The sequence below is a fragment of the Aquihabitans sp. McL0605 genome (assembly GCF_049993875.1).
Lineage (GTDB): Bacteria > Actinomycetota > Acidimicrobiia > Acidimicrobiales > Iamiaceae > Aquihabitans.
Window position 1 is genome coordinate 4,336,005 of the sequence record NZ_CP188252.1, and the last position, 20,774, is coordinate 4,356,778.

Annotated in this window: 23 protein-coding genes and 1 tRNA gene; 13 read left to right on the forward strand and 11 right to left on the reverse strand. The window is 72.9% G+C overall.

The features are described 5' to 3' along the window. Positions 1-6: 6 nt before the first annotated feature. Positions 7-867 carry a YgfZ/GcvT domain-containing protein gene (locus tag ACPPVX_RS20090; RefSeq protein ID WP_426572359.1) on the forward strand — a complete coding sequence of 287 codons (861 nt, stop codon included), beginning with the start codon at positions 7-9 and terminating at the stop codon, positions 865-867. On the opposite strand, the gene ACPPVX_RS20095 is transcribed toward ACPPVX_RS20090, so the two are convergent. Together ACPPVX_RS20095 and ACPPVX_RS20100 are read right to left on the reverse strand one after the other, a co-directional pair. Beyond that, positions 860-2,218: an ATP-binding protein gene (locus ACPPVX_RS20095; RefSeq protein ID WP_426572360.1), complete on the reverse strand. Its 1,359-nt coding sequence runs from the start codon at positions 2,216-2,218 to the stop codon at positions 860-862. The genes ACPPVX_RS20090 and ACPPVX_RS20095 overlap by 8 nt on opposite strands. Before the next feature lie 5 nt (positions 2,219-2,223). Further along, positions 2,224-2,907, reverse strand: coding sequence for a response regulator transcription factor (locus ACPPVX_RS20100; RefSeq protein WP_426572361.1), 684 nt, complete (start codon positions 2,905-2,907; stop codon positions 2,224-2,226). A 97-nt stretch (positions 2,908-3,004) separates the two neighbouring features. Here ACPPVX_RS20100 and ACPPVX_RS20105 point away from each other — a divergent pair, with 97 nt between their 5' ends. From ACPPVX_RS20105 to trpA, 8 genes are all read left to right on the forward strand, one after another. After that, complete coding sequence (locus ACPPVX_RS20105; protein ID WP_426572362.1) at positions 3,005-3,568, forward strand: J domain-containing protein; 564 nt, start codon at positions 3,005-3,007, stop codon at positions 3,566-3,568. A gap of 21 nt (positions 3,569-3,589) precedes the next feature. Then, positions 3,590-4,375 carry an indole-3-glycerol phosphate synthase TrpC gene (gene trpC / locus ACPPVX_RS20110; RefSeq protein ID WP_426572363.1) on the forward strand — a complete coding sequence of 262 codons (786 nt, stop codon included), beginning with the start codon at positions 3,590-3,592 and terminating at the stop codon, positions 4,373-4,375. A 90-nt stretch (positions 4,376-4,465) separates the two neighbouring features. Then, positions 4,466-4,978 carry a copper chaperone PCu(A)C gene (locus tag ACPPVX_RS20115; protein WP_426572364.1) on the forward strand — a complete coding sequence of 171 codons (513 nt, stop codon included), beginning with the start codon at positions 4,466-4,468 and terminating at the stop codon, positions 4,976-4,978. Further along, on the forward strand, positions 4,968-5,642 hold the full coding sequence (locus ACPPVX_RS20120; protein WP_426572365.1) for an SCO family protein: 675 nt from the start codon (positions 4,968-4,970) through the stop codon (positions 5,640-5,642). The genes ACPPVX_RS20115 and ACPPVX_RS20120 overlap by 11 nt, the downstream gene beginning before the upstream one ends. Positions 5,643-5,655: 13 nt before the next feature. Beyond that, entirely contained in the window at positions 5,656-6,558 is a 903-nt protein-coding gene (locus ACPPVX_RS20125) for a cytochrome c oxidase assembly protein (protein WP_426572366.1), read from the forward strand. A 10-nt stretch (positions 6,559-6,568) separates the two neighbouring features. Further along, positions 6,569-7,258 (forward strand): phosphoribosylanthranilate isomerase, encoded by a 690-nt coding sequence (locus ACPPVX_RS20130; protein ID WP_426572367.1) that lies wholly within the window; start codon positions 6,569-6,571, stop codon positions 7,256-7,258. A gap of 102 nt (positions 7,259-7,360) precedes the next feature. After that, on the forward strand, positions 7,361-8,554 hold the full coding sequence (gene trpB / locus ACPPVX_RS20135) for a tryptophan synthase subunit beta (RefSeq protein WP_426572368.1): 1,194 nt from the start codon (positions 7,361-7,363) through the stop codon (positions 8,552-8,554). Next, the gene (gene trpA / locus ACPPVX_RS20140) at positions 8,551-9,360 is read left to right on the forward strand and encodes a tryptophan synthase subunit alpha (RefSeq protein ID WP_426572369.1); all 810 of its coding nucleotides are present in this window, start codon (positions 8,551-8,553) and stop codon (positions 9,358-9,360) included. Before trpB ends, trpA begins: the two co-directional genes overlap by 4 nt. Positions 9,361-9,366: 6 nt before the next feature. On the opposite strand, the gene ACPPVX_RS20145 is transcribed toward trpA, so the two are convergent. Beyond that, entirely contained in the window at positions 9,367-9,855 is a 489-nt protein-coding gene (locus ACPPVX_RS20145) for a hypothetical protein (protein WP_426572370.1), read from the reverse strand. Positions 9,856-9,906: 51 nt separating this feature from the next. Beyond that, complete coding sequence (locus ACPPVX_RS20150) at positions 9,907-10,575, reverse strand: dienelactone hydrolase family protein (RefSeq protein WP_426572371.1); 669 nt, start codon at positions 10,573-10,575, stop codon at positions 9,907-9,909. 32 nt (positions 10,576-10,607) lie between these two features. Here ACPPVX_RS20150 and ACPPVX_RS20155 point away from each other — a divergent pair, with 32 nt between their 5' ends. From ACPPVX_RS20155 to ACPPVX_RS20170, 4 genes are all read left to right on the forward strand, one after another. Beyond that, entirely contained in the window at positions 10,608-10,943 is a 336-nt protein-coding gene (locus tag ACPPVX_RS20155; protein WP_426572372.1) for a hypothetical protein, read from the forward strand. 11 nt (positions 10,944-10,954) lie between these two features. Continuing rightward, positions 10,955-11,362: a globin gene (locus ACPPVX_RS20160; RefSeq protein WP_426572373.1), complete on the forward strand. Its 408-nt coding sequence runs from the start codon at positions 10,955-10,957 to the stop codon at positions 11,360-11,362. 44 nt (positions 11,363-11,406) lie between these two features. Beyond that, positions 11,407-11,871, forward strand: a complete 465-nt coding sequence (bcp, locus tag ACPPVX_RS20165; protein WP_426572374.1) for a thioredoxin-dependent thiol peroxidase — start codon at positions 11,407-11,409, stop codon at positions 11,869-11,871. A 59-nt stretch (positions 11,872-11,930) separates the two neighbouring features. Then, positions 11,931-12,016 (forward strand) — tRNA-Leu (locus ACPPVX_RS20170). A gap of 75 nt (positions 12,017-12,091) precedes the next feature. On the opposite strand, the gene ACPPVX_RS20175 is transcribed toward ACPPVX_RS20170, so the two are convergent. The 7 genes from ACPPVX_RS20175 to ACPPVX_RS20205 all read right to left on the reverse strand — a co-directional run bounded on the left by ACPPVX_RS20175 (position 12,092) and on the right by ACPPVX_RS20205 (position 20,717). Further along, positions 12,092-12,922, reverse strand: coding sequence for a DUF4386 domain-containing protein (locus tag ACPPVX_RS20175; RefSeq protein WP_426572375.1), 831 nt, complete (start codon positions 12,920-12,922; stop codon positions 12,092-12,094). 2 nt (positions 12,923-12,924) lie between these two features. Beyond that, complete coding sequence (locus ACPPVX_RS20180; protein WP_426572376.1) at positions 12,925-13,179, reverse strand: hypothetical protein; 255 nt, start codon at positions 13,177-13,179, stop codon at positions 12,925-12,927. Between the two features lie 66 nt (positions 13,180-13,245). After that, on the reverse strand, positions 13,246-15,948 hold the full coding sequence (locus ACPPVX_RS20185) for a LuxR C-terminal-related transcriptional regulator (RefSeq protein ID WP_426572377.1): 2,703 nt from the start codon (positions 15,946-15,948) through the stop codon (positions 13,246-13,248). 86 nt (positions 15,949-16,034) lie between these two features. After that, the gene (locus ACPPVX_RS20190; protein ID WP_426575061.1) at positions 16,035-17,174 is read right to left on the reverse strand and encodes an RNA polymerase sigma factor; all 1,140 of its coding nucleotides are present in this window, start codon (positions 17,172-17,174) and stop codon (positions 16,035-16,037) included. Between the two features lie 50 nt (positions 17,175-17,224). After that, positions 17,225-17,584 carry a YciI family protein gene (locus ACPPVX_RS20195; protein WP_426572378.1) on the reverse strand — a complete coding sequence of 120 codons (360 nt, stop codon included), beginning with the start codon at positions 17,582-17,584 and terminating at the stop codon, positions 17,225-17,227. Between the two features lie 80 nt (positions 17,585-17,664). Next, positions 17,665-19,554: a 4-alpha-glucanotransferase gene (gene malQ / locus ACPPVX_RS20200; protein ID WP_426572379.1), complete on the reverse strand. Its 1,890-nt coding sequence runs from the start codon at positions 19,552-19,554 to the stop codon at positions 17,665-17,667. Positions 19,555-19,580: 26 nt separating this feature from the next. Further along, a complete protein-coding gene (locus ACPPVX_RS20205) occupies positions 19,581-20,717 on the reverse strand; it encodes a winged helix DNA-binding domain-containing protein (RefSeq protein WP_426572380.1) in 1,137 nt (378 codons plus the stop codon). Positions 20,718-20,774: the final 57 nt, after the last annotated feature.

Genomic DNA, 20,774 nt, shown 5'->3' on the forward strand with positions numbered 1-20,774 from the left:
GCGAGCATGAGCGCCTCCTATGCCTGGACCACCCGTGACGTCGTGACCGTGTCGGGGCCCGACGCGGCGACGTACCTGCAGGGCCAGATCAGCCAGGACGTGCTGGGCCTGGCCATCGGCGCATCGGCGTCGACCTTCGTGCTGGCGCCGCAGGGCAAGGTCGACGGCTGGGGCCGGATCCGCCGCACCGCCGACGACTCGTTCGCGATCGACGTCGACGCCGGGGCGGGCGACGCGTGGCAGCCCCGGCTGTCGCGGTTCCTCCTGCGCACGAAGGCCGCGATCGCAGTCACCCCAGAGGTGGCCACCCTGTCGGTCCGGGGCGCCGAGGCACCGGCCAGCCTGGCGGACGACGCCCTGCCGCTGCCCGGGCTGGGTGCGGTGGGCTTCGACCTCGTCGGGGCCGACGCGGCGGCGGTGGCCGAGCTCCCGTCCGGTGCGGTGGAGGTGGATGCATCGGACCTGGAGCCGTTCCGCATCCGCGCCGGCGTGCCGGCCTGGGGGAGCGAGCTCGACGGCGACACCATCCCGGCCACGGTGGGCCAGTGGGTGATCGACTCGTCGGTCAGCTTCACCAAGGGCTGCTACACGGGCCAGGAGCTGGTGGCCCGCATCGACAGCCGCGGGGGCAACGTCCCCCGGCACCTCATGGGCATCGTGATCGACGGCCCGCCCCCTGCACCCGGCACGGTCATCACCGTCGACGGCGCCGCCGCGGGCGCGGTCACGAGCAGCGCGCTCGACGGCGAGCGGGGCGAGACCGTCGCGCTGGGGTTCGTCCCCCGCAGCATCGAGGTCGGCGCCGAGGGCACCAAGGCCGAGGTGGCCGGTGTCCCCGCCCGCCTCGTCGCCCTCCCCATCACCTGAGGGGCGGGAACGCCAGCACGAAGCGGGCGCCGCGACCGTCGGGCGTGGCGGGTGACTCCACCCACACCTGGCCGCCCATGCCGCTGATCAGCTCGCGCACGATGGCCAGGCCCAGCCCGCTGCCGCCGACCTGGCGGCTGGGCCGGCGGTCGGTCACGTAGAGCCGCTCGAACACGTGGGCGACGTCGGCGGGAGCGATGCCCGGCCCGTCGTCGGCCACCTGGACGTGCACCTCGCCCTGCTCGCCGACCCGGGTCTCCACGATGAGCGCCGAGGTGGCGTACTTGAGGCCGTTCTCGACCAGGTTGGCGATGGCCTGGGCGAGCCGGTCGGGGTCGATCGACGAGGCGGTGGCGTGGGCCGGCTCGATGACCGTGAGGGTGATGCCGGCCTCCTCGGCGGTGGGCCGGAACCCCTCGGTGGTGTCGGTGACCACCTCGCTGACGGCGACGGGGCGCAGCTCCAGCGTGAACTCGTGGGCATCGAGCCGGGCCAGGTCGAGCAGGTCGCCGACGAGGCGGCTGAGCCGCTGCGACTCGGCGCTGATGACCCGCGCCGCGACGACCGGATCGGTGGCCGTGCCGTCGGTGATGGCGTCGGCGTAGCCCCGGATCGAGGTGAGCGGCGTCCGCAGGTCGTGCGAGACCGACATGAGGAACTGGCGCTCGAGGCCGCGGCTGTGGGCCAGCCCGGCGGCCATGGCGTTGATCGAGCGGGTGAGCTCGGCCACCTCGTCGTGGGCCTGCGGTTCGGGATCGGGGAGCCGGGTGGACAGGTCGCCGCCGGCGATCTGGAGCGTGGCCGCCTGGGCCCGGCGCAGCGGGCGGGTGAGCGTGTCGCTCAGCCAGGCGGCCACCGCGGCCCCCACGGCCAGGGCGAGGCCGCCACCGATGAGGAACCAGCCGATCGGCAGCCGCGGCGCCTCGGTCTGGCGGGTGATGACGATGGTGACGGTGCTGCCCCGCACACCGGGGGTGCTGGCCGCGGCCCACGTCAGTCCGGCGCGCTGCCCGCTGAACGTGGTGCCGGACTCGATCATGGCCTTGGGCACGTCACCGGCGGCCACGCCGTCGGGGAGGTCGCCGCGCAGGACGCCCGCCGGGCCGAGGACCAGCACGCCGATGCCCTCGAGGCGCAACCCCGAGACCAGCTTCTTCTGCTGCAGCGCGGCGCCGTTGGGCGAGTCGGCGGCGTTGGCCACCAGGCCCACCAGGCTCTCGGCCTCGGCGCGCAGGCTGGCCTCGGCGGTGTGGTGCGCCTGGCGGCGCAGCAGGAGGTAGGTGCCGGTGCCCGACAGGACGAGCGCCAGGACGACCGTGCCGAGGATGGCGAAGAGGAAGCGGCGGCGCATCGCGGTCAGTCGAGCCGGTAGCCGACGCCCCACACCGTGGTGAGGGGGAGGTGGTCGCCGAGCTTCTTGCGCAGCTGGCGGACGTGCACGTCGACGGTGCGCTCGTCGCCGACCCAGCCCTCGCCCCACACGCCGTCGAGGAGCTGCTGGCGCGAGAGGACCTGGCCCCGGTGGGTGCCCAGGTGGGCGAGCAGGTCGAACTCCCGGGCGGCCAGCTGCACGGGCGTGCCGCCGGCGCGCGCCTCGCGCCGCACCGCGTCGATCTCGACGCCCCCGGCGATCACGGTGCTGGCGGCCGACGCCGCGCGGTCGGGGTCGGCGCGCCGCAGGATCGCCTGAACCCTCACCACCAGCTCCCGGGGCGAGAACGGCTTGATCAGGTAGTCGTCGGCGCCCACCTCGAACCCGCGGATGCGGTCGTCCTCGCCGTCGCGGGCGGTGAGCATGAGGATCGGCACCTGCGAGTGGGTGCGCAGCGAGCGGCACACGTCGAAGCCGTCGAGGTCGCCGGCCAGGCCGACATCGAGGATGACCAGGTTGGGCTGGCGGGCGCGGATCAAGTCGAGCGCCTTCTCGCCGCGATCGGCGAGCGACACGCGGAACCCGGCGTCGCGCAGGTAGAGGTCGACCAGCCCGGCGATGTTGGCATCGTCCTCGACGACCACCACCGTGGTCTCACCCGTGCGCACCGCTTCATGCTGGCACCGATTCGTGAGGAGTCCGTGATGGGTGTCCGAAGCCGACAAGCCGTTGCCCCGCCTCGTCGGGCCGTACGATCGGGTTCTGGTGAACCACTACGAGGTGCTCGGCGTGCCCCCCGGCACGGACACGGCGGCGATGAAGCGCGCCTACCTGGCCGCGGCCCGCCGCTACCACCCCGACTTCCACGCCCACGCCGACGAGGCCACCCGCACGGCCAACGCCCGCCGCATGCAGGAGCTCAACGAGGCCTGGGAGGTCCTGAGCGATCCGGCGTCGCGCGTCGCGTACGACCGGTCGGTGCACGCGGCCAACGATCCGGGGGTGTCGCGGCGCGCCGCCCGGGAGCCCATCGTGCCCGAGGGCAAGGGCTGGACGCCCCGAGCGGGCGACGACGGCTGGATGGACGACTTCGAGGCCTGGGCCGACGAGCACGACGAGCTGCCGCCCGACGTGCCCCGGTCGACGGGCCGCACCGCGCTCACCATGTTGCCGGTCGGGTTGTTCGCCGCCGCCGTGGTCTGCGTGTTCGTGGGCCTGGCGGTGAAGCTCAACGAGCTGGTCGCCCTGGGCTTCATCTCCTTGATCCTGGCGGCCGGGCTGTTCATCATGTTGCCGATGTACGAGATGTCGAGGGGTCGACGGCGCTGACCCTCGGGTACGTTCGGACGGATGGCCACGTACCTCGATCGCATCGTCGCTGCCCACCGTGAGGCGGCCGCGGCCGACCAGCGGTCGGTCGACGACCTGCGGGAGCAGGCGGCGGCGCTGCCGCCCACGCGGGGCTTCGCCGCCGCCCTCGCGGCGGCCGACGGTCTGGCCGTGATCGCCGAGGTCAAACGGGCCTCGCCGTCCAAGGGCGACCTCAACCGAGACCTCGACCCGGCGGCGGTCGCGTCGGCCTACGCGGCCGGTGGCGCCACCTGCCTGTCGGTGCTCACCGATGCCGACTGGTTCTCCGCGGTCGACGGGGATCTGCAAGCGGCACGGGCGGCGGTGGCCATCCCGGTCCTGCGCAAGGACTTCACCGTGGGGGCCGCCGACGTGTGCGACACCCGGATCATGGGTGCCGACGCCGTGCTGCTGATCGCCGCCGCCCTCGACGACGCCGAGCTGGCCGACCTGCACGCCCTCGCCCTCGAGCTGGGCCTCGACGCGCTCGTGGAGATCCACGACGAAGCCGAGCTCGAGCGGGCGCTGGCGGTCGGGGCCTCGCTGATCGGGGTCAACCAGCGCGACCTCGTCACCTTCGAGGTCGACACCGACCGGGCCGTGCGCATGGCGCCGCAGATGCCCGCCGGCGTGGTCCGGGTGGCCGAATCGGGCGTCCGGGACGTGACCGATGCCACCCTCCTGGCCGAAGCCGGCTACCACGCCGTGCTGGTCGGGGAGTCGCTCGTCACCGCCGGCGATCACGGCGCCGCGGTGGCAGCCCTGCGTGCCATCCCCCGTTCCTGATCCGCCTCCGGTCGGGAACTCGACGTCGGTCCGGGCCGACTACCAACCAGGCCCTCCCGCGGGCCAAGCTGGACCCGAAAGCCCCCGCCCATGACCTCGCCTCTCCGCTCCTCCTTCGCCGCGCTGGTGGTGGGCCTGTGCCTCGTGGCCGGTGCCGCCGGGTGCGGCTCCGGATCAGGATCGGGCACGGCATCGGCTGCGGCCGATGACGGCAAGGTCTCGGTGCAGGCACCCACGGTCGACTGGCCGGCCAACCCGTCCGTGGCCGCCGTCCGCATGGTGATCCGCAACGGGACCGGCACCGACGACGAGCTGCTCTCGGTGGCCAGCCCGGTGGCCAAGACGGTGACCGTCCACCGCACGCAGACCGATGCCGAGGGCCGCTCCACCATGGTCGAGCAGCCCAAGCTGGCGATCCCGGCCCGCTCATCGGTGACCTTCGAGCCCGGTGGGCTCCACGTCATGCTCACCGGGATCACCGATGACCTCCAGGTGGGCGACGACGTCCCGCTCACCCTCACGTTCGAACACGCCGGCACGGTCACCGCCACCGCCAAGGTGATCCAGCCCGGCAGCGCACCGGAAGGCACCCATGACCACTGATCTCCTGCACTGGGACCGGCGCCGGTTCCTCGGCGTCGCCGCGTCCGGGCTGGCCGTCGCCGCGCTCGCCGGGTGCGGCCTCGGCCCCTCGAGCACGCCCGATCCTGCCGATGGCGCCGACGGCGCCAAGGGCTGGGGCGGCGAGGTGGTCGACCCCGGGCTGGTGAAGCCCGACGTCACGTTCACCGACATGCACGGGAACCCGTTCCCGTTCCGGGAGAAGACCGACGGCAAGCTGGCGATGCTCTTCTTCGGCTACACCAACTGCCCCGACGTGTGCCCCACCACCCTCAACGCGCTGGCCCGCGCCATCGAGAAGATCGGCGACGGCCCGGGGAGCGCGCCGATGGTGCTGTTCGTGGGTGTCGACATCGCCCGTGACACGCCGAAGCAGCTCACCGAGTACCTCGGGCGGATCAACCACACCTTCCTGGGCCTGACCGGCAGCGAGCACGTCATCGCCACCGCCAACAAGCAGGTGTTCAACCCGCCGATCGAGATCGGCCAGCCCGACGCCAACGGCGAGTACCTGGTCGGGCACTCGTCCCGCGTGCTCGTGTACACGAAGGACAACCTGGCCCACCGGATCTACGACGGCGACGCCGTCCGCCAGCAGGAGTGGGTCAAGGACCTGCCCCGGCTCGACGAGGGCACGTTCAAGTGAGCAGGCTGGTCCCATGAGCTGGTGGTGCTCGAGCTCCCTCCGCAACTGGACCTGGACGCCCAAGCCGTACGCGGGCGCCTGGGCGATCGTGCTCGGCGTGCTCGCCATCGCGGCGTGGTGGCACTGGCGGGGCCAGTACCAGGAGGTGGAGCTCGACGCCCGGGAGGCCGCCGCGCTCGGCAAGGGCAGCGGTGCGTACCCCAGCTCCAGCACCACCCGCACGGTCGCCTTCGTCTTCGGCCTCCTCGGCCTGTGGGCCTGCCTCGACTGGCCGCTCGCCACGCTGGGCGCCGGCTACCTGGCCTCCGCCCAGATGGTGCGCCAGGTCCTCATGGTCTTCGCCGTGGCGCCGCTGCTGCTCTTCTCCTGCCCGGCCCCGCTGGCCGTCCGGCTGTTCGGCTGGGGCCGGCGCTTCACGGTCCTGCGCTGGTCGGCGAGACCCATCGTGGCCATCCCGGTCGCCTCGGTCACCCTGCTCCTGGTCAACGCCCCCGCGGTGCTCGATCCCATGGTGTCCACCCCGTACGGGGCGTTCGGCCTCGACTTCATGTGGATCCTGGCCGGGTTCGTGCTGTGGATGCCGGTGCAGTGCCCGCACCCCGGCGTGCCCCGGCTGACGGGCGCGGTGGCACTGGCGTACCTGATCATCCAGTCGATCGTGCCGGTGCTGCCCGGGTTCTTCATGACCTGGGCCGACTTCCCGATCTACCGCACCTACGACCTGGCCCCGCGGGCGATCGCCGGGTTCGACGCGGTGAGCGACCAGCAGACCGCTGCGGCCATCTTGCAGGTGGGCGGCATGGTCGTGCTCTGGCTGCAGATCTCCTTCCGGTTCCTGCACTGGGGCTACGAGCAGATGGCCCTCGACCGCCAGCCGCGGAAACCCATCCAAGAGGTGTCCAGCAGCACCCCGTAGCCTCCACGGTGTGTTCGTGAAGATCTGCGGCATCACTCGAGAGGACGACGCCCTGCTGGCCGTGGCCATGGGCGCCGACGCGCTCGGGTTCAACTTCGCCCCGGGTTCCCGCCGCCAGATCGCGCCGATGCTCGCCCGCGACATCGCCCGCCGGCTGCCGCCCGAGATCCTCACCGTCGGCATCTTCCGAGACGAAGCCGCGTCGAGGGTGGTGGAGATCGTGAACAGCGCCGGGCTCCGCGCCGCCCAGCTCCACGGCCACGAGAGCGCCGAGACCACGCGCTGGATCCGCGAGCGGGTGCCGTTCGTGATCAAGGCGTTCGCCGCGGGAGATCCCAACCTCGAGCAGGCCGCGAGCTACGGCGCCGACGCCATCATGATCGACTCGCCCGAGCCCGGCTCGGGCGAGGTGTTCGACTGGTCGCTCGCCGAGGGCCGGCCCGACGGCCTCAAGGTGATCCTCGCCGGCGGCCTCACCCCCGAGAACGTGGGCGACGCCATCCGGAGCGTCAAGCCGTGGGGCGTCGACGTCGCCACCGGCGTCGAGGCCGAGCGCGGCGAGCCGGGCCAGAAGGATGCCCACAAGGTCCGCGGGTTCATCGAGCAGGCCCGCGCCGCGGCGCCGGCCGAAGACGACGAGTTCGGCCCCGATCCCGGCTCGGGCGCGCCGTTCGACTGGATGCAGGACGGCTCGCTGTGACCCGCGGCGGGCGATGGCGGAGCGACTGACCCACCAACCGGGCCCCTGGTCCGTCCTGTCAGTTGTCCGCGGCCTGCGGCCGCTTCGTATCGTGAGGTTCCCATGACTGCCCCTGCCCCCGACTCGCCCTTCATGGGCGAGCCCGACGCCAACGGCCGCTTCGGCCGCTTCGGCGGCCGGTTCATCCCCGAGACGCTCATGCCCGCGTGCATCGAGCTCGACGCCGCCTTCCGCGAGGCGTGGGCCGATCCCGTCTTCCGGGCCGAGCTCGACGACCTGCTCAGCAGCTACGCCGGGCGCCCGTCGCCGCTCACCGAGTGCCACCGCCTGTCCCAGGAGCTGGGCATCCGCCTCCTCCTCAAGCGCGAAGACCTCAACCACACCGGCTCGCACAAGATCAACAACGTGCTGGGCCAGGCGCTCCTCACCAAGCGGATGGGCAAGACCCGCCTCGTCGCCGAGACGGGCGCCGGCCAGCACGGCGTCGCCACCGCCACCGCGGCGGCCCTGATGGGCTTCGAGTGCACCGTGTACATGGGCGAGGTCGACATCGAGCGCCAGAAGCTCAACGTCTTCCGCATGCAGCTCCTGGGGGCCGAGGTGAAGCCGGCGCTGTCGGGCAGCCGCACGCTCAAGGATGCGGTCAACGAGGCCATGCGCGACTGGGTCGCCACCGTCGAGACCTCGCACTACTGCCTCGGCTCGGTCATGGGCCCGCACCCGTACCCGTGGCTGGTGCGCGAGCTGCACCGGGTGATCGGCGACGAGGCCCGTGAGCAGTCCCGGGCGCTGCTCGGCGGCGCCGACCCCGACGTGATCGTCGCCTGCGTGGGCGGCGGTTCCAACGCGGCGGGCATCTTCTCGGGGTTCGCCGACACGTCGGCTGCCCTCGTGGGCGTCGAGCCGGCCGGTGGGGCGGCGGTGGGCGCCGGCATCCCCGGTGTCGTCCACGGCATGCACAGCTACCTGATGCAGGACGAGTGGGGGCAGGTCGAGGAGGCGCAGTCGATCTCCGCCGGGCTCGACTACCCGGGCGTCGGCCCCGAGCACGCCCACCTGTCCGACATCGGCCGGGCGCAGTACCACGCCGTCACCGACGACGAGGTCATCGATGCCTTCAAGGTGCTCACCCGCACCGAGGGGATCATCCCGGCCCTCGAGCCCGCCCACGGCTTGGCGTGGATCCTGCGCGAGGCCCCCAACATGCAGGGCCAGACCGTGCTGCTCAACCTCTCCGGGCGGGGCGACAAGGACGTGGCCCAGATGATGGACATCCTCGACGGAGACCTGTCGTGAGCCCGGCCGAGCCGCTCCCCGCGGCACCCGCGCCCGGACCCATGGAGGCCCGGCTGCGGGGCCTGCGCGACGACGGGCGCAAGCTGCTCGTCCCGTACCTCACCGGCGGCCTCGGCCCCTGGACCGAGCACATCCGGGCCATGGCCGATGCCGGTGCCGACGTGATCGAGCTGGGCATCCCGTTCTCCGACCCGGCCATGGACGGACCGGTCATCCAGCAGGCGTCGGAGCTGGCGCTGCGCCAGGGCACCACCCCGGGTTCGGTGCTCGCGGCCCTCCGTGGCATCGATGCCGGCGTCCCCCTCGTGGCGATGACCTACTACAACCTCGTCTTCCACATGGGTGACGAGCGCTTCGCCGGCGAGATGGCCGAGGCCGGCATCTCGGGCATCGTCCTGCCCGACGTGCCCATGGAGGAGATGGGCCCGTGGCGCGCCGCCGCCGATCCGGCGGGGATCGAGACGGTCCTGATGGCCGGGCCGATCACCCCCGACGACCGCCTCGCCCGCGTGTGCGAGCAGAGCCGCGGCTACATCTACGGCGTCAACCTCATGGGCATCACCGGCGAGCGCGCCTCGCTCGGCGAGCAGGGCGCGGTCCTGGCCAAGCGCATCAAGGCGCTCACCGACAAGCCCGTGCTCATGGGCTTCGGGGTGAGCTCGCCCGAGCAGGCGGTGGAGGTGTCGGCCGAGGCCGATGGTGCCATCGTCGGCACCGCGGTGGTGCGGCGCATCCTCGACGGCGAGAGCCCCGAGCAGCTGCACGACTTCGTCGCCAGCCTCCGGCGCGCCCTCGACGAGTCCTGAGGTGGGTCAGCCGCCCGACGACGGGTCGCTGTAGAACGCGCCGGCCACGACCCAGTTGCCGTTGCGCTTCTCGAGGTCGATCTGGATGGTGCCGTTGTTGCCCCGGAACAGGCAGCCCGACGTGTCGAACTCGCCGGTGGAGCAGTGGTTGTAGAGCGAGTAGTCGCCCTTGGCCGTCTTCCACATGGCGTCGACGGCCATGGGGTCCGCCACCGTGGCCGCGGTCACCTTGTCGTTCGCGAACCAGGCGTCGTAGAGCTTCTTGGCGGCAGCTTCCTGGTCGGGGAGCCCCGTCGGGACCGGCGCCACCGTGGTGGTGGGGGCGGCGCTCGTGGTGGTGCTCTTGTCGACCTCGGCGGCGCCACCGAGGCTCACCTTGGTGTCGGTGGGCTTGGCATCGCTGCTGCCCGATGAGCAGGCCGGGGCCAGCACCCCCAGCGCGGCGGCCAGGAGCGTGGCGGCGACGGCGCGGGTGCTGGGGCGTGGGAACGTCATGGCGACGAACCGTACCGCCCGCCCCTCCCGCCCTCGGGTCACGGCCGGTGGTCAGTCCTGGTGATCGAGCTGGCGGTGGAGGAACTCGATGGTGCGCTCCCACGCGAGGTCGTCGGCGGCGGGCACGTAGGCGGCGGGCCGATCGGATTCGGCGAACCAGTGGCCGGTGCCGGGGTAGTGGTGGAACTCGACCGGGTGGCCGCACAGGCGGAGCTGGGCTTCGAGGTAGGCGACGTCGTCATCGGACTCGAACTCGTCGATCTCGGCGAAGTGGCCCTGGAACGCGGCGCGGGCGGGGGAGAAGTCGATGTCCTGGCTGCCGTAGTAGGCGGTGACGGCGGCGACGTCGTCGGGGAACCGGGTGGCGGCCCAGAACGCCCACGACGCGCCCATCGAGAAGCCGAGGATGCCGATGCGGCCCGCCGGCGTGGCCGGCATCCCGCGCAGCGCGGACAGCGACGACACCACCAGGCTGGCGGTGCGGTTGGGGTCGGTGGCGGCGAGCAGCGCCTCGGCTTCGTCGGGCGTCTCGGCCGTGCGGCCGTCGCCGTGGAGATCGGGGGCGAGGGCCACGAACCCGGCATCGGCCAGGCGGTCGCACACCGTGTGGAAGAAGGGGGTGAGCCCCCACCACGCGTGCAGCACCAAGACACCGGGGCCCGAGCCCGAATCCGGGGCCACCACGTAGCCCTGTCCTGCGGATCCGCTCGACGCTGCCATCCCGGTGACGGTACCGCCGTACGCTGGCAGCCGTGACCGAGGCCCGTGCGTTCGATGCTGATTGCCCCCTCTGCGAAGCGGCGAAGATCACGCCCTGGCACCACGAGGACGACGTGTGCTGGATCGCCGACTGCGAGATCTGCGCCACACCGATGGTGGTGTGGCGCGGCCACGGCACGGAGCCTCCCGAGCACGAGCGCGGCCACATGATGGCGCAGCTCGCCCGGGTGGCCCAGGCCAACCTCGGCGCCCACTGGGTCGACGGGAACATGCGCAACATCCCCAACCACTTCCACGCCCACGCCCGCCCCGAGGGCGGCTTCTTCGGCCCCGGCGGTGGGCCCAAGCCGAAGGTCGCAGGGAGCTGATCGTGGTGAGCATGCCGGTCGACGGGCCCGAGGTGAACGTGTTCGAGGCGGTGGGCGGGCTGCCGTGGTTCGTGGCGATGGTGGAGCGGTTCTACGCAGGCGTGGCCGACGATCCGGTCCTGCGCCCGCTCTACCCCGACGACCTCACCGACTCGATCACCCACACGGCCGGGTTCATCGCCCAGTACTGGGGCGGCGGCACCGCGATGTACTCCGACGACCGCGGCCACCCGCGCCTGCGGATGCGCCACGCGCCGTTCGTGATCGGCCAGGCCGAGCGCGACGCGTGGCTCGGCCACATGGTCGATGCCATCAAGACGGGTGGCCTCACGCCGGAGCTCGAGCAGCGGATGATCGACTACTTCGAGCTGGCCAGCACCCACATGATCAACGACAGCCCGCTCGGCCTGCGCCCCTGACCCACCGGGCCACGGCGGCCGGGGGAGCCGGTACGGTGAGCGCCATGGCTGATGCTCCTGCTGCTGGTGACCGCGCTCCCGCCTTCAACCTCAACGACCAGAACGGGGCCAAGCTCCGTCTGTCGTCGTTCAAGGGGCGCAAGGTGCTCGTGTACTTCTACCCGAAGGCCGACACGCCCGGCTGCACCACCCAGTCGTGCGCGCTGCGAGACATCGCCGGCGACATCGGCGACACGGTGATCATCGGCATCAGCCCCGACCAGCCCGAGAAGCTGGCCAAGTTCGACGAGAAGTACGGCCTGGGCTTCACCCTGCTGTCCGACCCCGACCACGAGACCGCCGAGAAGTACGGCGTGTGGGGCGAGAAGGTCAACTACGGCAAGCGCTACATGGGGATCATCCGCTCGGCGTTCCTGATCGACGAGAAGGGCAAGGTCAGCCACAGCTGGCCCAAGATCAGCCCCAAGGACACGCCCACCAAGCTGCTCAAGGCGCTCGCCGAAGGCTGAGCAAGCGGTGGCAGCGCCCGAGAGGGCGCCGCCTACACTCGTCGGTCGCAGCACCACCCGCCCGGGTGGCGGAATGGCAGACGCGGAGGACTCAAAATCCTCTGTCCGAAAGGGCGTGCGGGTTCGAGTCCCGCCCCGGGCACCAGATCGCCCTGCCCCGGGCGCGGCCCCGCCGCCGCCCCGGAGGGCAGCGGCGGGTGGGATGCCGACGGCGCGGTCCTCAGGCGGGGACGGGGACCAGCACCGGCTCGGGCTCCGGGTCGCCGTCGGCGTCGACGACGGGTGCCGTCGTCGGCAGGGCCGGGGTCCGGAAGCCCTTGACCACCAGCCAGACCCCGAGGGAGAACTCCCAGGTGGCGATGGGGAGGGCCAGGAGGAACGCCGGTCCCGACACCTGGTCCCAGCCGCCGAACAGGGTGCCGGTGCTCGAGATCAGCAGGAGCGGGGCGCCGACGAGCCCGATCGCCGGGATGATGCGGGGGACGAGCCGCGTGCGGTACAGCACCGTGGCGAGGCACAAGGCGTTGATGGCGGGCAGCACGCCGGGCCCGACCAGGAACGTCCAGTCGTGCACGGCCACCAGGCCCCGGGCGGCACCGAGCAGCGCCGTGCCCCCGGTGGCCGAGGCGCCCTGGGCGTCGTGGTGGAGCGTCGTGACGCCCAGGACGCAGACGACGCCGACGGCGATCATGGCGCCCTCGATGGTGCGGGAGGCGATGAAGCCGAGCGCTCGGGTGCGGTCGTGGCGCTGGACGACCCGGTAGAGGACGACCGCCGTGAAGATGCCCGCCAGGGCACAGATGATCTCGAGGAAGGCCCCGACCAGCACCCCGGTGTCGCTGCCCCCGGTGAGGAGGTACCTCGGGTCCTTCAGGAGGTCGTGGTAGAGCGGCAGCGCCGGGATCGAGGCGACGAACGTGACGAGGTAGAGCGCGCCGGCGATCCGTGCGGCCCGCCGGTCGGCCCCTGCCCCCTCGGGAGGTGTCAGGTGGTCGGTGCCGGTGGTCGTGGCGGTGCCGTGGGTCCTGGTGGTGGTGGTGGTGGTGGTCATGGTCAGCTCCTGGGTTGCGTCGGGTCGGTGGTGGTGCGGGTGACCGAGAGCAGCGGCAGGCCGAGGTCGGCCACGCGCCGCAGCAGCCCGTGCAGGGCGGCCTGGTCGACGACCTCGCCTCGGATGAGGGTCGTGCCGTCGGCTTGGGCGCTGACGGCCAGGCCGTCGAACCGGTCGCTCCAACGGGGGTGGAGGCGGCCCTGGAGCCGGATCTCGTACGGCCCGTCAGGCTCCTGGCTGCTCGTTCGTTCGCTCACCTCTGGACCGTACGAAGCGACCTGGTGAGCGGTCATCACCACATCTGGTGATCGAGGTGGTGATCTTCAGGGACGGGGGCGGTGGGTGAGCAGATCGAGCGCCGCGGCCCGGCTGACCGCCTCTCGGCGGCTGGTCGCGCCCACCTTGGCGTAGATGTTCCTGGTGTGGGTGCGCAGCGTGTTGAGCGACACGTTCAGCTCCCGGGCGATCGCCGGTCCGGTCAGGTCGCCGGCGAGCAGTCGGAGCACCTCGAGCTCGCGGTCGCTGAGCGGGTCGATGAGGGGTTGGGCGCGACGCCCGGCGACCGGCTCCGTCCGGAGCCCGAGCACGCGTCGCAGGTGGGCCGCGGACCGGCCGCGGTCGAGCAGGGTCTCGAGCAGGGGCCGGATCCACGGGCCCTCGTCGAGGAACACCTGGACGTAGCCCTCGGGTGCCGCCTGCTCGACGGCCAGGTCGAGGTGGGCGAGGGCCGCGTCCCGGTCGCCTCGGGCCTGGGCCGCGCCGGCCAGCAGCACCCGGATCTGGAGCGCGGTGCCCGCCCGGCCACCCTGCTCCGCGTCGGCCAGGAGGCGCTCCAGGAGCCGGGCCGCGCCGTGGGCATCGCCGTCGGCCGGGGCCGAGCGGGCGTGCGCCACCAGGACCCTGGCGGTGGTGATGTGCTCGAACTCGTGGAGGTAGTCGAGGTCGTCGTCGGCGGTGAGGCCTCGCTCGCGCTGCCACCGGAGCGCCTGCTCGAGGTCGCCGTGGTCGGCCTGCAGCGCGGCACGGACCGCGGGGATCGGACGGACGCTGGGGGAGAAGTCGGTCGTGTAGACGGCGGTGGCTTCGTCGAGCAGGGCCACGGCGGCGTCGACGTCGCCTTCGGCGGCGCGCAGGCGGGCCATCGCCAGGCGCGACCGGTAGGGGTGCTGCGGCAGGCCGTTGTGCTCGCCGAGCTCGGCGCTGCGGTCGAGGTGGTGCCTCGCCGCGTCGAGGTCGCCTCGGGCGAGGTGGACCTCGCTCGCGCCGACGTGCATGTCGGCCGTGCCTCGGAGCGGAGTCAGGCCGCTCGTCCCCAGCTCGAGGCCGTCGGTGCAGGTCCGGAGCGCGTCCTGCAGCCGGCCCTGGGCGAGGAGCAGGTCGGCCACCGTGATCGAGCAGCCCAGGGCGTCGGACAGGTGGCCGGCGTCGCGCAGCCCGACGACCGCTTCGGTGTACCGGGAGAGCGCGGTGCCGATGTCGCCCGCGGCCCAGGAGGAGAGGCCGAGCAGCGCACTGGCGCTCGGGCGCACGATCAGGTCGTCGGGCGCGGCGCGCTCGAGGGCCAGCCGACCGTGCTGCTGCGTCCCGTCGAGGTCGCCGTGGGTCAGGGCGATCGCGGCGCGGTAGACCTCGATGGTCGCGGGCAGCGAGCGCAGCAGCGGGGACTCGTCGCGGCGGGGCTCTGCGCCACCGCGCTCGAGCAGGCGCTCGGCCTCGTCGAGGCGCTCCTCGGCGTCGGCATGGAACACGCCGACGGCCGCCCCTGCGGAGACGGCCGCGACGATCAGGACCGGCCGGGACCGGATCTCATCGTCGGGCAGGAGCTCGAGCCACGAGCGCATCGTCGCCTCCTGCCGGTCTCGTCGCCACGCCGGGATCGCGGCTTCCGTGAGGTCGGCGGCCCGGCTGAGGTCGCCGGCCGCCACTGCGTGGTGGAGCGCCTGGGGCAGGTCGCCGTCGGCCTCGAACCAGGCGCTGGCCCGGAGGTGGAGCCCCTCCACGGCCTGGTGCTGCTCCTCGGCGAGGTGGACGCGAAGGACGTCGGCGAAGAGGTGGTGGTAGCGGTACCAGCGGCGACGGTCGTCGAGCGGTACGAGGAACAGGTTCGCTCGCTCCAGCCGTTCGAGCATCGCCTGGCCGCCCGGCTGCCCGGTCACGGCCTCGCCCAGTCGACCGCTGAGCCGCTCCAGGATCGACGTCTGGAGCAGGAACCGCCGGACGTCGTCGGGCTGCCGGTCGAGCACCTCCTCGGCGAGGTAGTCGACGACGTAGCGATCGTCCCCGGCGAAGTCGGCGACGAACGAGGAGATGTCCTCGCGCCCGCGCACGGACAGGGCCGCGAGCTGCAGCGCAGCCGCCCACCCCTCGGTGCGCTGCGCCAGCGCGTCCACGTCGTCCGACGAGATCGCCGCGTCGGTGGCCCCGGCGAGGTAGGTGGCGGTCTCGCTCGCGGTGAACCGCAGGTCGGCGGCGCGGAGCTCGACGAGCCTTCCCCCGGCCCGCAGGCGCCCCAGCGGCAACGGCGGGTCCGCTCGTGTCGCGATGACGAGGCGCGACCCCACCGGGAGCTGGTCGAGCAGGAGGGCGACGCTCTGGTGGATCTCGGGTGACCCGATCACCTGGTAGTCGTCGAGGACCAGGACCACGCCCGGGGTGACGGCGACCAGCTCGTTCACGAGCGTGGCCACCACCGCCTCGATGGGCGCCTGGGCCTGGAGGAGGGCCCAGCTGGCGTCGACCAGCTCCTCGCCGAGCGCGCGTCGGAGGGCGGCGACGACGTAGGTCCAGAACGTGGCGGGGTCGTCGTCGCGATCGTCCAGCGAGAGCCACGCCCGGTGCGGCTCGCCCGGAGGGAGCGAGTCGAGCCAGTCGACCACGGCCGTGGTCTTGCCGAAGCCGGCGGGAGCCGACACGACGGCAAGGGCCGCGCTCGCGGTCCCCGACAGCTGCTCGTCCAACCGTGGCCGGGAGATGCCCGTGGCCGACCGGCGGGGGAGGTGGAGCTTGGTCTCGAGGAGCGGTACCACCCTGGCCGCCCCCTCTGCGCTCTGGTCTGGGTCGTGGGCCGACCGCGTGGGGCCATCGTGCCACCAACGCAGGCCTCGGGGCGGGGTCAGCTCGAGGTGGTGAGCTCGGCGAGGCGGCGCTCGAACAGGCGGCGCTCCGCGTCGTCGGGCACCAGCTCCAGCGCCCGCCGGTAGGCGTCGGCGGCCTCGGCAGGGCGACCCAGGCGGTCGAGCAGCTCGGCGCGGGTGCTGTGGAAGTAGCGGTAGTCCTGCAGCGGGAGCCGGTCCACGATCTCGAGGCCGGCCTCGGCGCCCTCGGCCTCGGCCACGGCGACGGCCCGGTTGAGCTGCACGACGGGCGACTCCGTCAGGTGGGCCAGCTCGCCGTAGAGGGCGGCGATGTGGAACCAGTCCTGGTGGTCGTCGGCGTGCAGCGAGGCGATGGCCGCCTGCAGCACGTACGGCCCGCGCCCGCCCATGGCCGCCGCCCGGCCGAGCAGGGCCCGGCCATGGGTGATCTGCTGGGCGTCCCAGAGCGAACGGTCCTGGTCGGCGAGCAGCACCAGATCGCCGTCACGGAACCGCGCCTGTCGCCGCGAGTCGTGCAGCAGCATCATCGCCAGCAGGCCCACCGGCTCTGGCTGGTCGGGGAGCAGCTCCACCAGCGATCGGCCCAGCCAGAGGGCTTCGGCCGCCAGGTCGCCGCGGCCGCCGTAGCCCTCGTTGAAGATCAGGTAGATCACGGCCAGGACGGCCGCGAGGCGCTCATCGAGCAGGTGGTCCGGCGCCACCCGGAACGGGATGCCCGCAGCCTTGATCTTGCGCTTCGCCCGGACCAGGCGCTGGGCCATGGTGGCCTCGGGCACGAGGAACGCCCGGGCGATCTCGTCGGTGCTCAGCCCGCCGAGGGTGCGCAGGGTCAGCGCCACCTGGGCGTCGACCGCCAGCGCGGGGTGGCAGCAGGTGAAGATCAGCTCGAGGCGCTCGTCGGGGAAGGTCGTGTCGTCCATCGCCTCGTCCATCGGATCGGCGACCTCGGTCGCCTCGGTGACCCGGAGCAGGTCGGTCTTGGCCGCCAGGGTCTTGCTGCGCCGCACGCGGTCGATCGCTCGGTTGCGGGCGGTGGTGATCAGCCACGCTCGTGGGTGGTCGGGCTGGCCGTCTCGTGGCCACCGCTCTGCGGCGATGGCGAAGGCGTCCTGGGCGGCCTCCTCGGCGAGGTCGAAGTCGCCGAGGAAGCCGATCATGGCCGCGAGGACGCTGCCCCAGTGGTCGCGGAACGTGCGATCGAGGATCGTCACCACTCCATGATGGGCCGCACCTCGATGGCCCCGCCGAGGCGGGCGGCAGGGATCTTGGCGGCCAGCTCGATGGCCGCGTCGAGGTCGTCGGCCTCGAAGATCAGGTAGCCGTTCAGGGCCTCCTTCGAGTCGACGAACGGCCCGTCGGTCGTGATGGTCTGACCGTTGCTGACCCGAACCGTGGTGGCGGTCTCCGGGGGCTGCAGGCCGTTGCCCGGGATGACGCCGGGGGTCTCGTTCACGGCCTTGTAGGCGGCGTAGATCTCCTGCTGCTGGTCGGCCGACAGCGTGGCCCAGGCCTCGGGGTCGAGCGGGGTGGGGGTGGTGCCCTGGTGGATCATCAGCATGTACTTCATCGAGTGCTCCTCGTGTCGTTGGATGCCTTGGAGACGAACGGGGGCCGCCGGGATCGACAGGTCATCGCGAGAATTCTCGCTCAGCGCTGGAGGGCGTCGACGATGCGGTCGGCCAGCGGCGTGGCCTCGAGGTCGTCGAGCGGGACCGGCAGCGGGATGCGCCAGTTGGGGTGCTCGTCGATGGTGCCGGGCACGTTGGGCCGGTGCTCGGCTCCCATGAGATCGTCGAGGGCGGCCGTGACGATCATGCAGGGCGATTCGGCCAGCCGCCGGTACGACGCCACCACCACGTGGTCGACCGGGGCGGCGTCGTCGCAGTGGGCGGCGACGCGGAGCCGGTGGCGGAAGTCGTCGTCGCCGTTGGCGGGCACGGTGACCCCGGCGGCGCGCTGGTCGGCCAGGTCGACGCCGCTCCACACCCCGGCCACCGTGGGCAGGTCGTGGGTGGTGATGGCGGCCATGGCCTGCTGCGGCCACTCGTTCGGCGGCGGATCCTCGAACCACAGGAGGCGGGTGCTGAGGAGGCCGCGCCGGCGGAGCTGGTCCTGGATGCCGGGGTCGACCGTGCCGAGGTCTTCGCCCACCACGAACGCCCCGGCCCGGGCGCTCTCGAGCGCCACGATGTCGAGCAGCTCGGTGCCGTGCCACTGAACGTACGCGCCGTCGGCCGCGGTCAGGCCCGGCGGGATCCACAGGAGGCGCAGCAGCCCCATCACGTGGTCGACCCGCAGCCCGCGGGCGTGGAGGAGGTTGGCCCGGAGCGTCTCGGCCCACGGCCGGTAGGCCTGCGACCGCAGCTTCCACGGGACGAACGGCGGCAGGCCCCAGTCCTGGCCGTCGGGGCCGAGCAGGTCGGGCGGGGCGCCGATGCGGCAGCCCTCGGCCAGGTGGTCCTGCCACTCCCAGGCGTCGAACCCATCGGGGGCGAAGCCCACGGCGAGGTCGGTCACCACCACCTCCTGGGCGCCGGCGGCGGCGAACTGGCCCTCGATCAGGAACTGGAGCCAGGACCAGAACGCGATGCGCTCGGCGGCGGCGGACGACGAGGCGAAGCGGCGGACCGCCGGGGTGTGGGGATGGCGGAGGTCCTCGGGCCAGGTGTGCCAGCTGGCACCGTGCTGCTCGGACAGCGCGCAGTACGTGCCCCAGAGCGTCAGGGCATCGCCCCGCTCGGCCCGGAACGTGTCGAACGCGGGGTCGTTGACGCCCCGGGCCCAGCGGGCGTCGAGCACGGTCCGCTTGAGCTCCCAGACCGCGGTGCGGTCGATGCGGCCCCCCGCGTTCAGCTGCCGTGATGCCGCTTCGGCTTCGACCCGCGTGGCCGGGTCGACCTCGCCCAGGAGCTCGGACACGTCGAGGTAGAGCGGGTCGCGCCACCGTCGGGTGCTGGGGGAGTAGGGGCTGTTGGCGGGCGGGCCGACGGGGGCGGGGGCGTGCAGCGGGTTGAGCCCGATCATCCCGGCGCCGCGCTCGGTGGCCCAGTCGATCAGGACGCCGAGGTCGGTGAGGTCGCCCATGCCCCAGCTCTGGCGGGACCGGGCCGCGTAGAGCTGGGCGGTGATGCCCCAGAGGCGCATGGCGTCGTCGAGGTGGGCGCGCGGCGGGGCGACGATGAGGTGCTCGACCTGCGGGTCCGAGCGGCCGGCATCGGACTCGATGCGGTGGTAGCCGAGCGGCAGGTCGGGCGGGAGCAGGCCGTTGGCCAGCTGGATCTGGACGCCGTCCTCGAGCGTGAGCCACGACGGTCCGGTGGTGCTCGACGCTCCGGCGTCTCCCGGGTGGACGATGCGCAGCGGGGTGCTCTCGGGCGGACGCTCGGCCGGGTCATCGGTCTGGGCGCCCATGGCCCGCCGGATGAGGGTCTCGGCCTCGTCGCTCGGGGTCTTCCACGAGCCCCAGACGTCGTGGTAGCCGGGCTGGATCCCCCAGTCGGCGGGCGGGTCGGCTGCGGCTGGGTCGCTGGTCGCCATGGACCCATTGTGTCCGGCCCGCCGCCCTACTCGTCCACGATCCCCGCCAGGGTGACGCCACGGTGGTCCGCCAGCCGCGCCGACTCCGCCTCGATGCCGGCGCGCACGGCAGGGGTGAGCTCGGTCCACGGCTCGAGGCGGATGGTGAGCTTGCCGTTGGCGGTCTTGGGCCGCCAGGTGGCCACCACCTCGCCTCCCGCCACCATCGCTCCGGGTCGGCCGATGGTGGGCCACAGCGCCTTGCGCCGAGCCGCGTCGTGCACCAGCAGCTCGCGGTCGCGGCCCTGGAGGTAGGGGTCGAAGGGGCCGAGGAGCGCGACCCCCTCCGGGGACGGGGGCTCGGCGCCGGTCGCCTCGGCGACGTGCTCGTCGAGCAGGAACCTCGGTGGTGAACCCGTCGGGCCGGATGCACCGGTGACGCTGACCTCGGTGGCATCGGTGGGCCAGTGCGCCTTGACCGTCTTGAGGGGCATGTCGACGAAGGCCGCCACGTCCTTCATGGTGGCGGGGCCGTAGAAGCGGAGGTGGTTGCGGATCACGTCGTGCTCAGGGCGGGCTTCGCCGGCGAGGTGCTGGAAGTCGGCCGGCTTCAGCTTCGGCGCTCGCCGCAGGATCGGTGGTGACGTCCCGGCCTCCAGCTCGAGGCCGGCCTGGAGCGCGGCCAGGCGGAACGGGAGCTCGTAGATGTGGGTGGCCTCGCACACCCGGCAGTACCGCAGGAACGGCTGACCGAGCAGATCGCCCAGTGCCCCGGACGCGTCGCCCTTCACGATTGGCTTCGCCGCCAGCTCCCGGAGCTGAGCGGCCACCTCCCGGAGGGCGTCGAGCGTGGAGATCCCTGCGGCCTTCAGGGGCTTGCTGGCGTCGAAGATCCGCTTGGAGGCGTCGTCCTCGTCGTAGGGCGCGGTGGCGGTGGCGACGGCGGCGAGGTCGGCCCGGCGGTAGGCGTGCGGCGCGCCGCGCAGGGTCCAGGCGTAGGCCACGTCGTGGGGCGGGGCGGTCGCGCCGCGGATGGCGAGCGCCCACGCGGCGCCGTCGGGCCCGGTGTCCTGCACGCCGTAGTCGAGCAGGCCCACCTGGCCATCGGGGCTGGGGGCGTCGAGCTGGTGCTGGCGCAGGCGGAACGCGATCACCTGGCTGCGGGTGAGCTTCGGGGGCGTCAACGGGATCCTCCACATCGAGGGCGACCCGGCCCATTGTGCCGATCGGCGCCGCGGCTG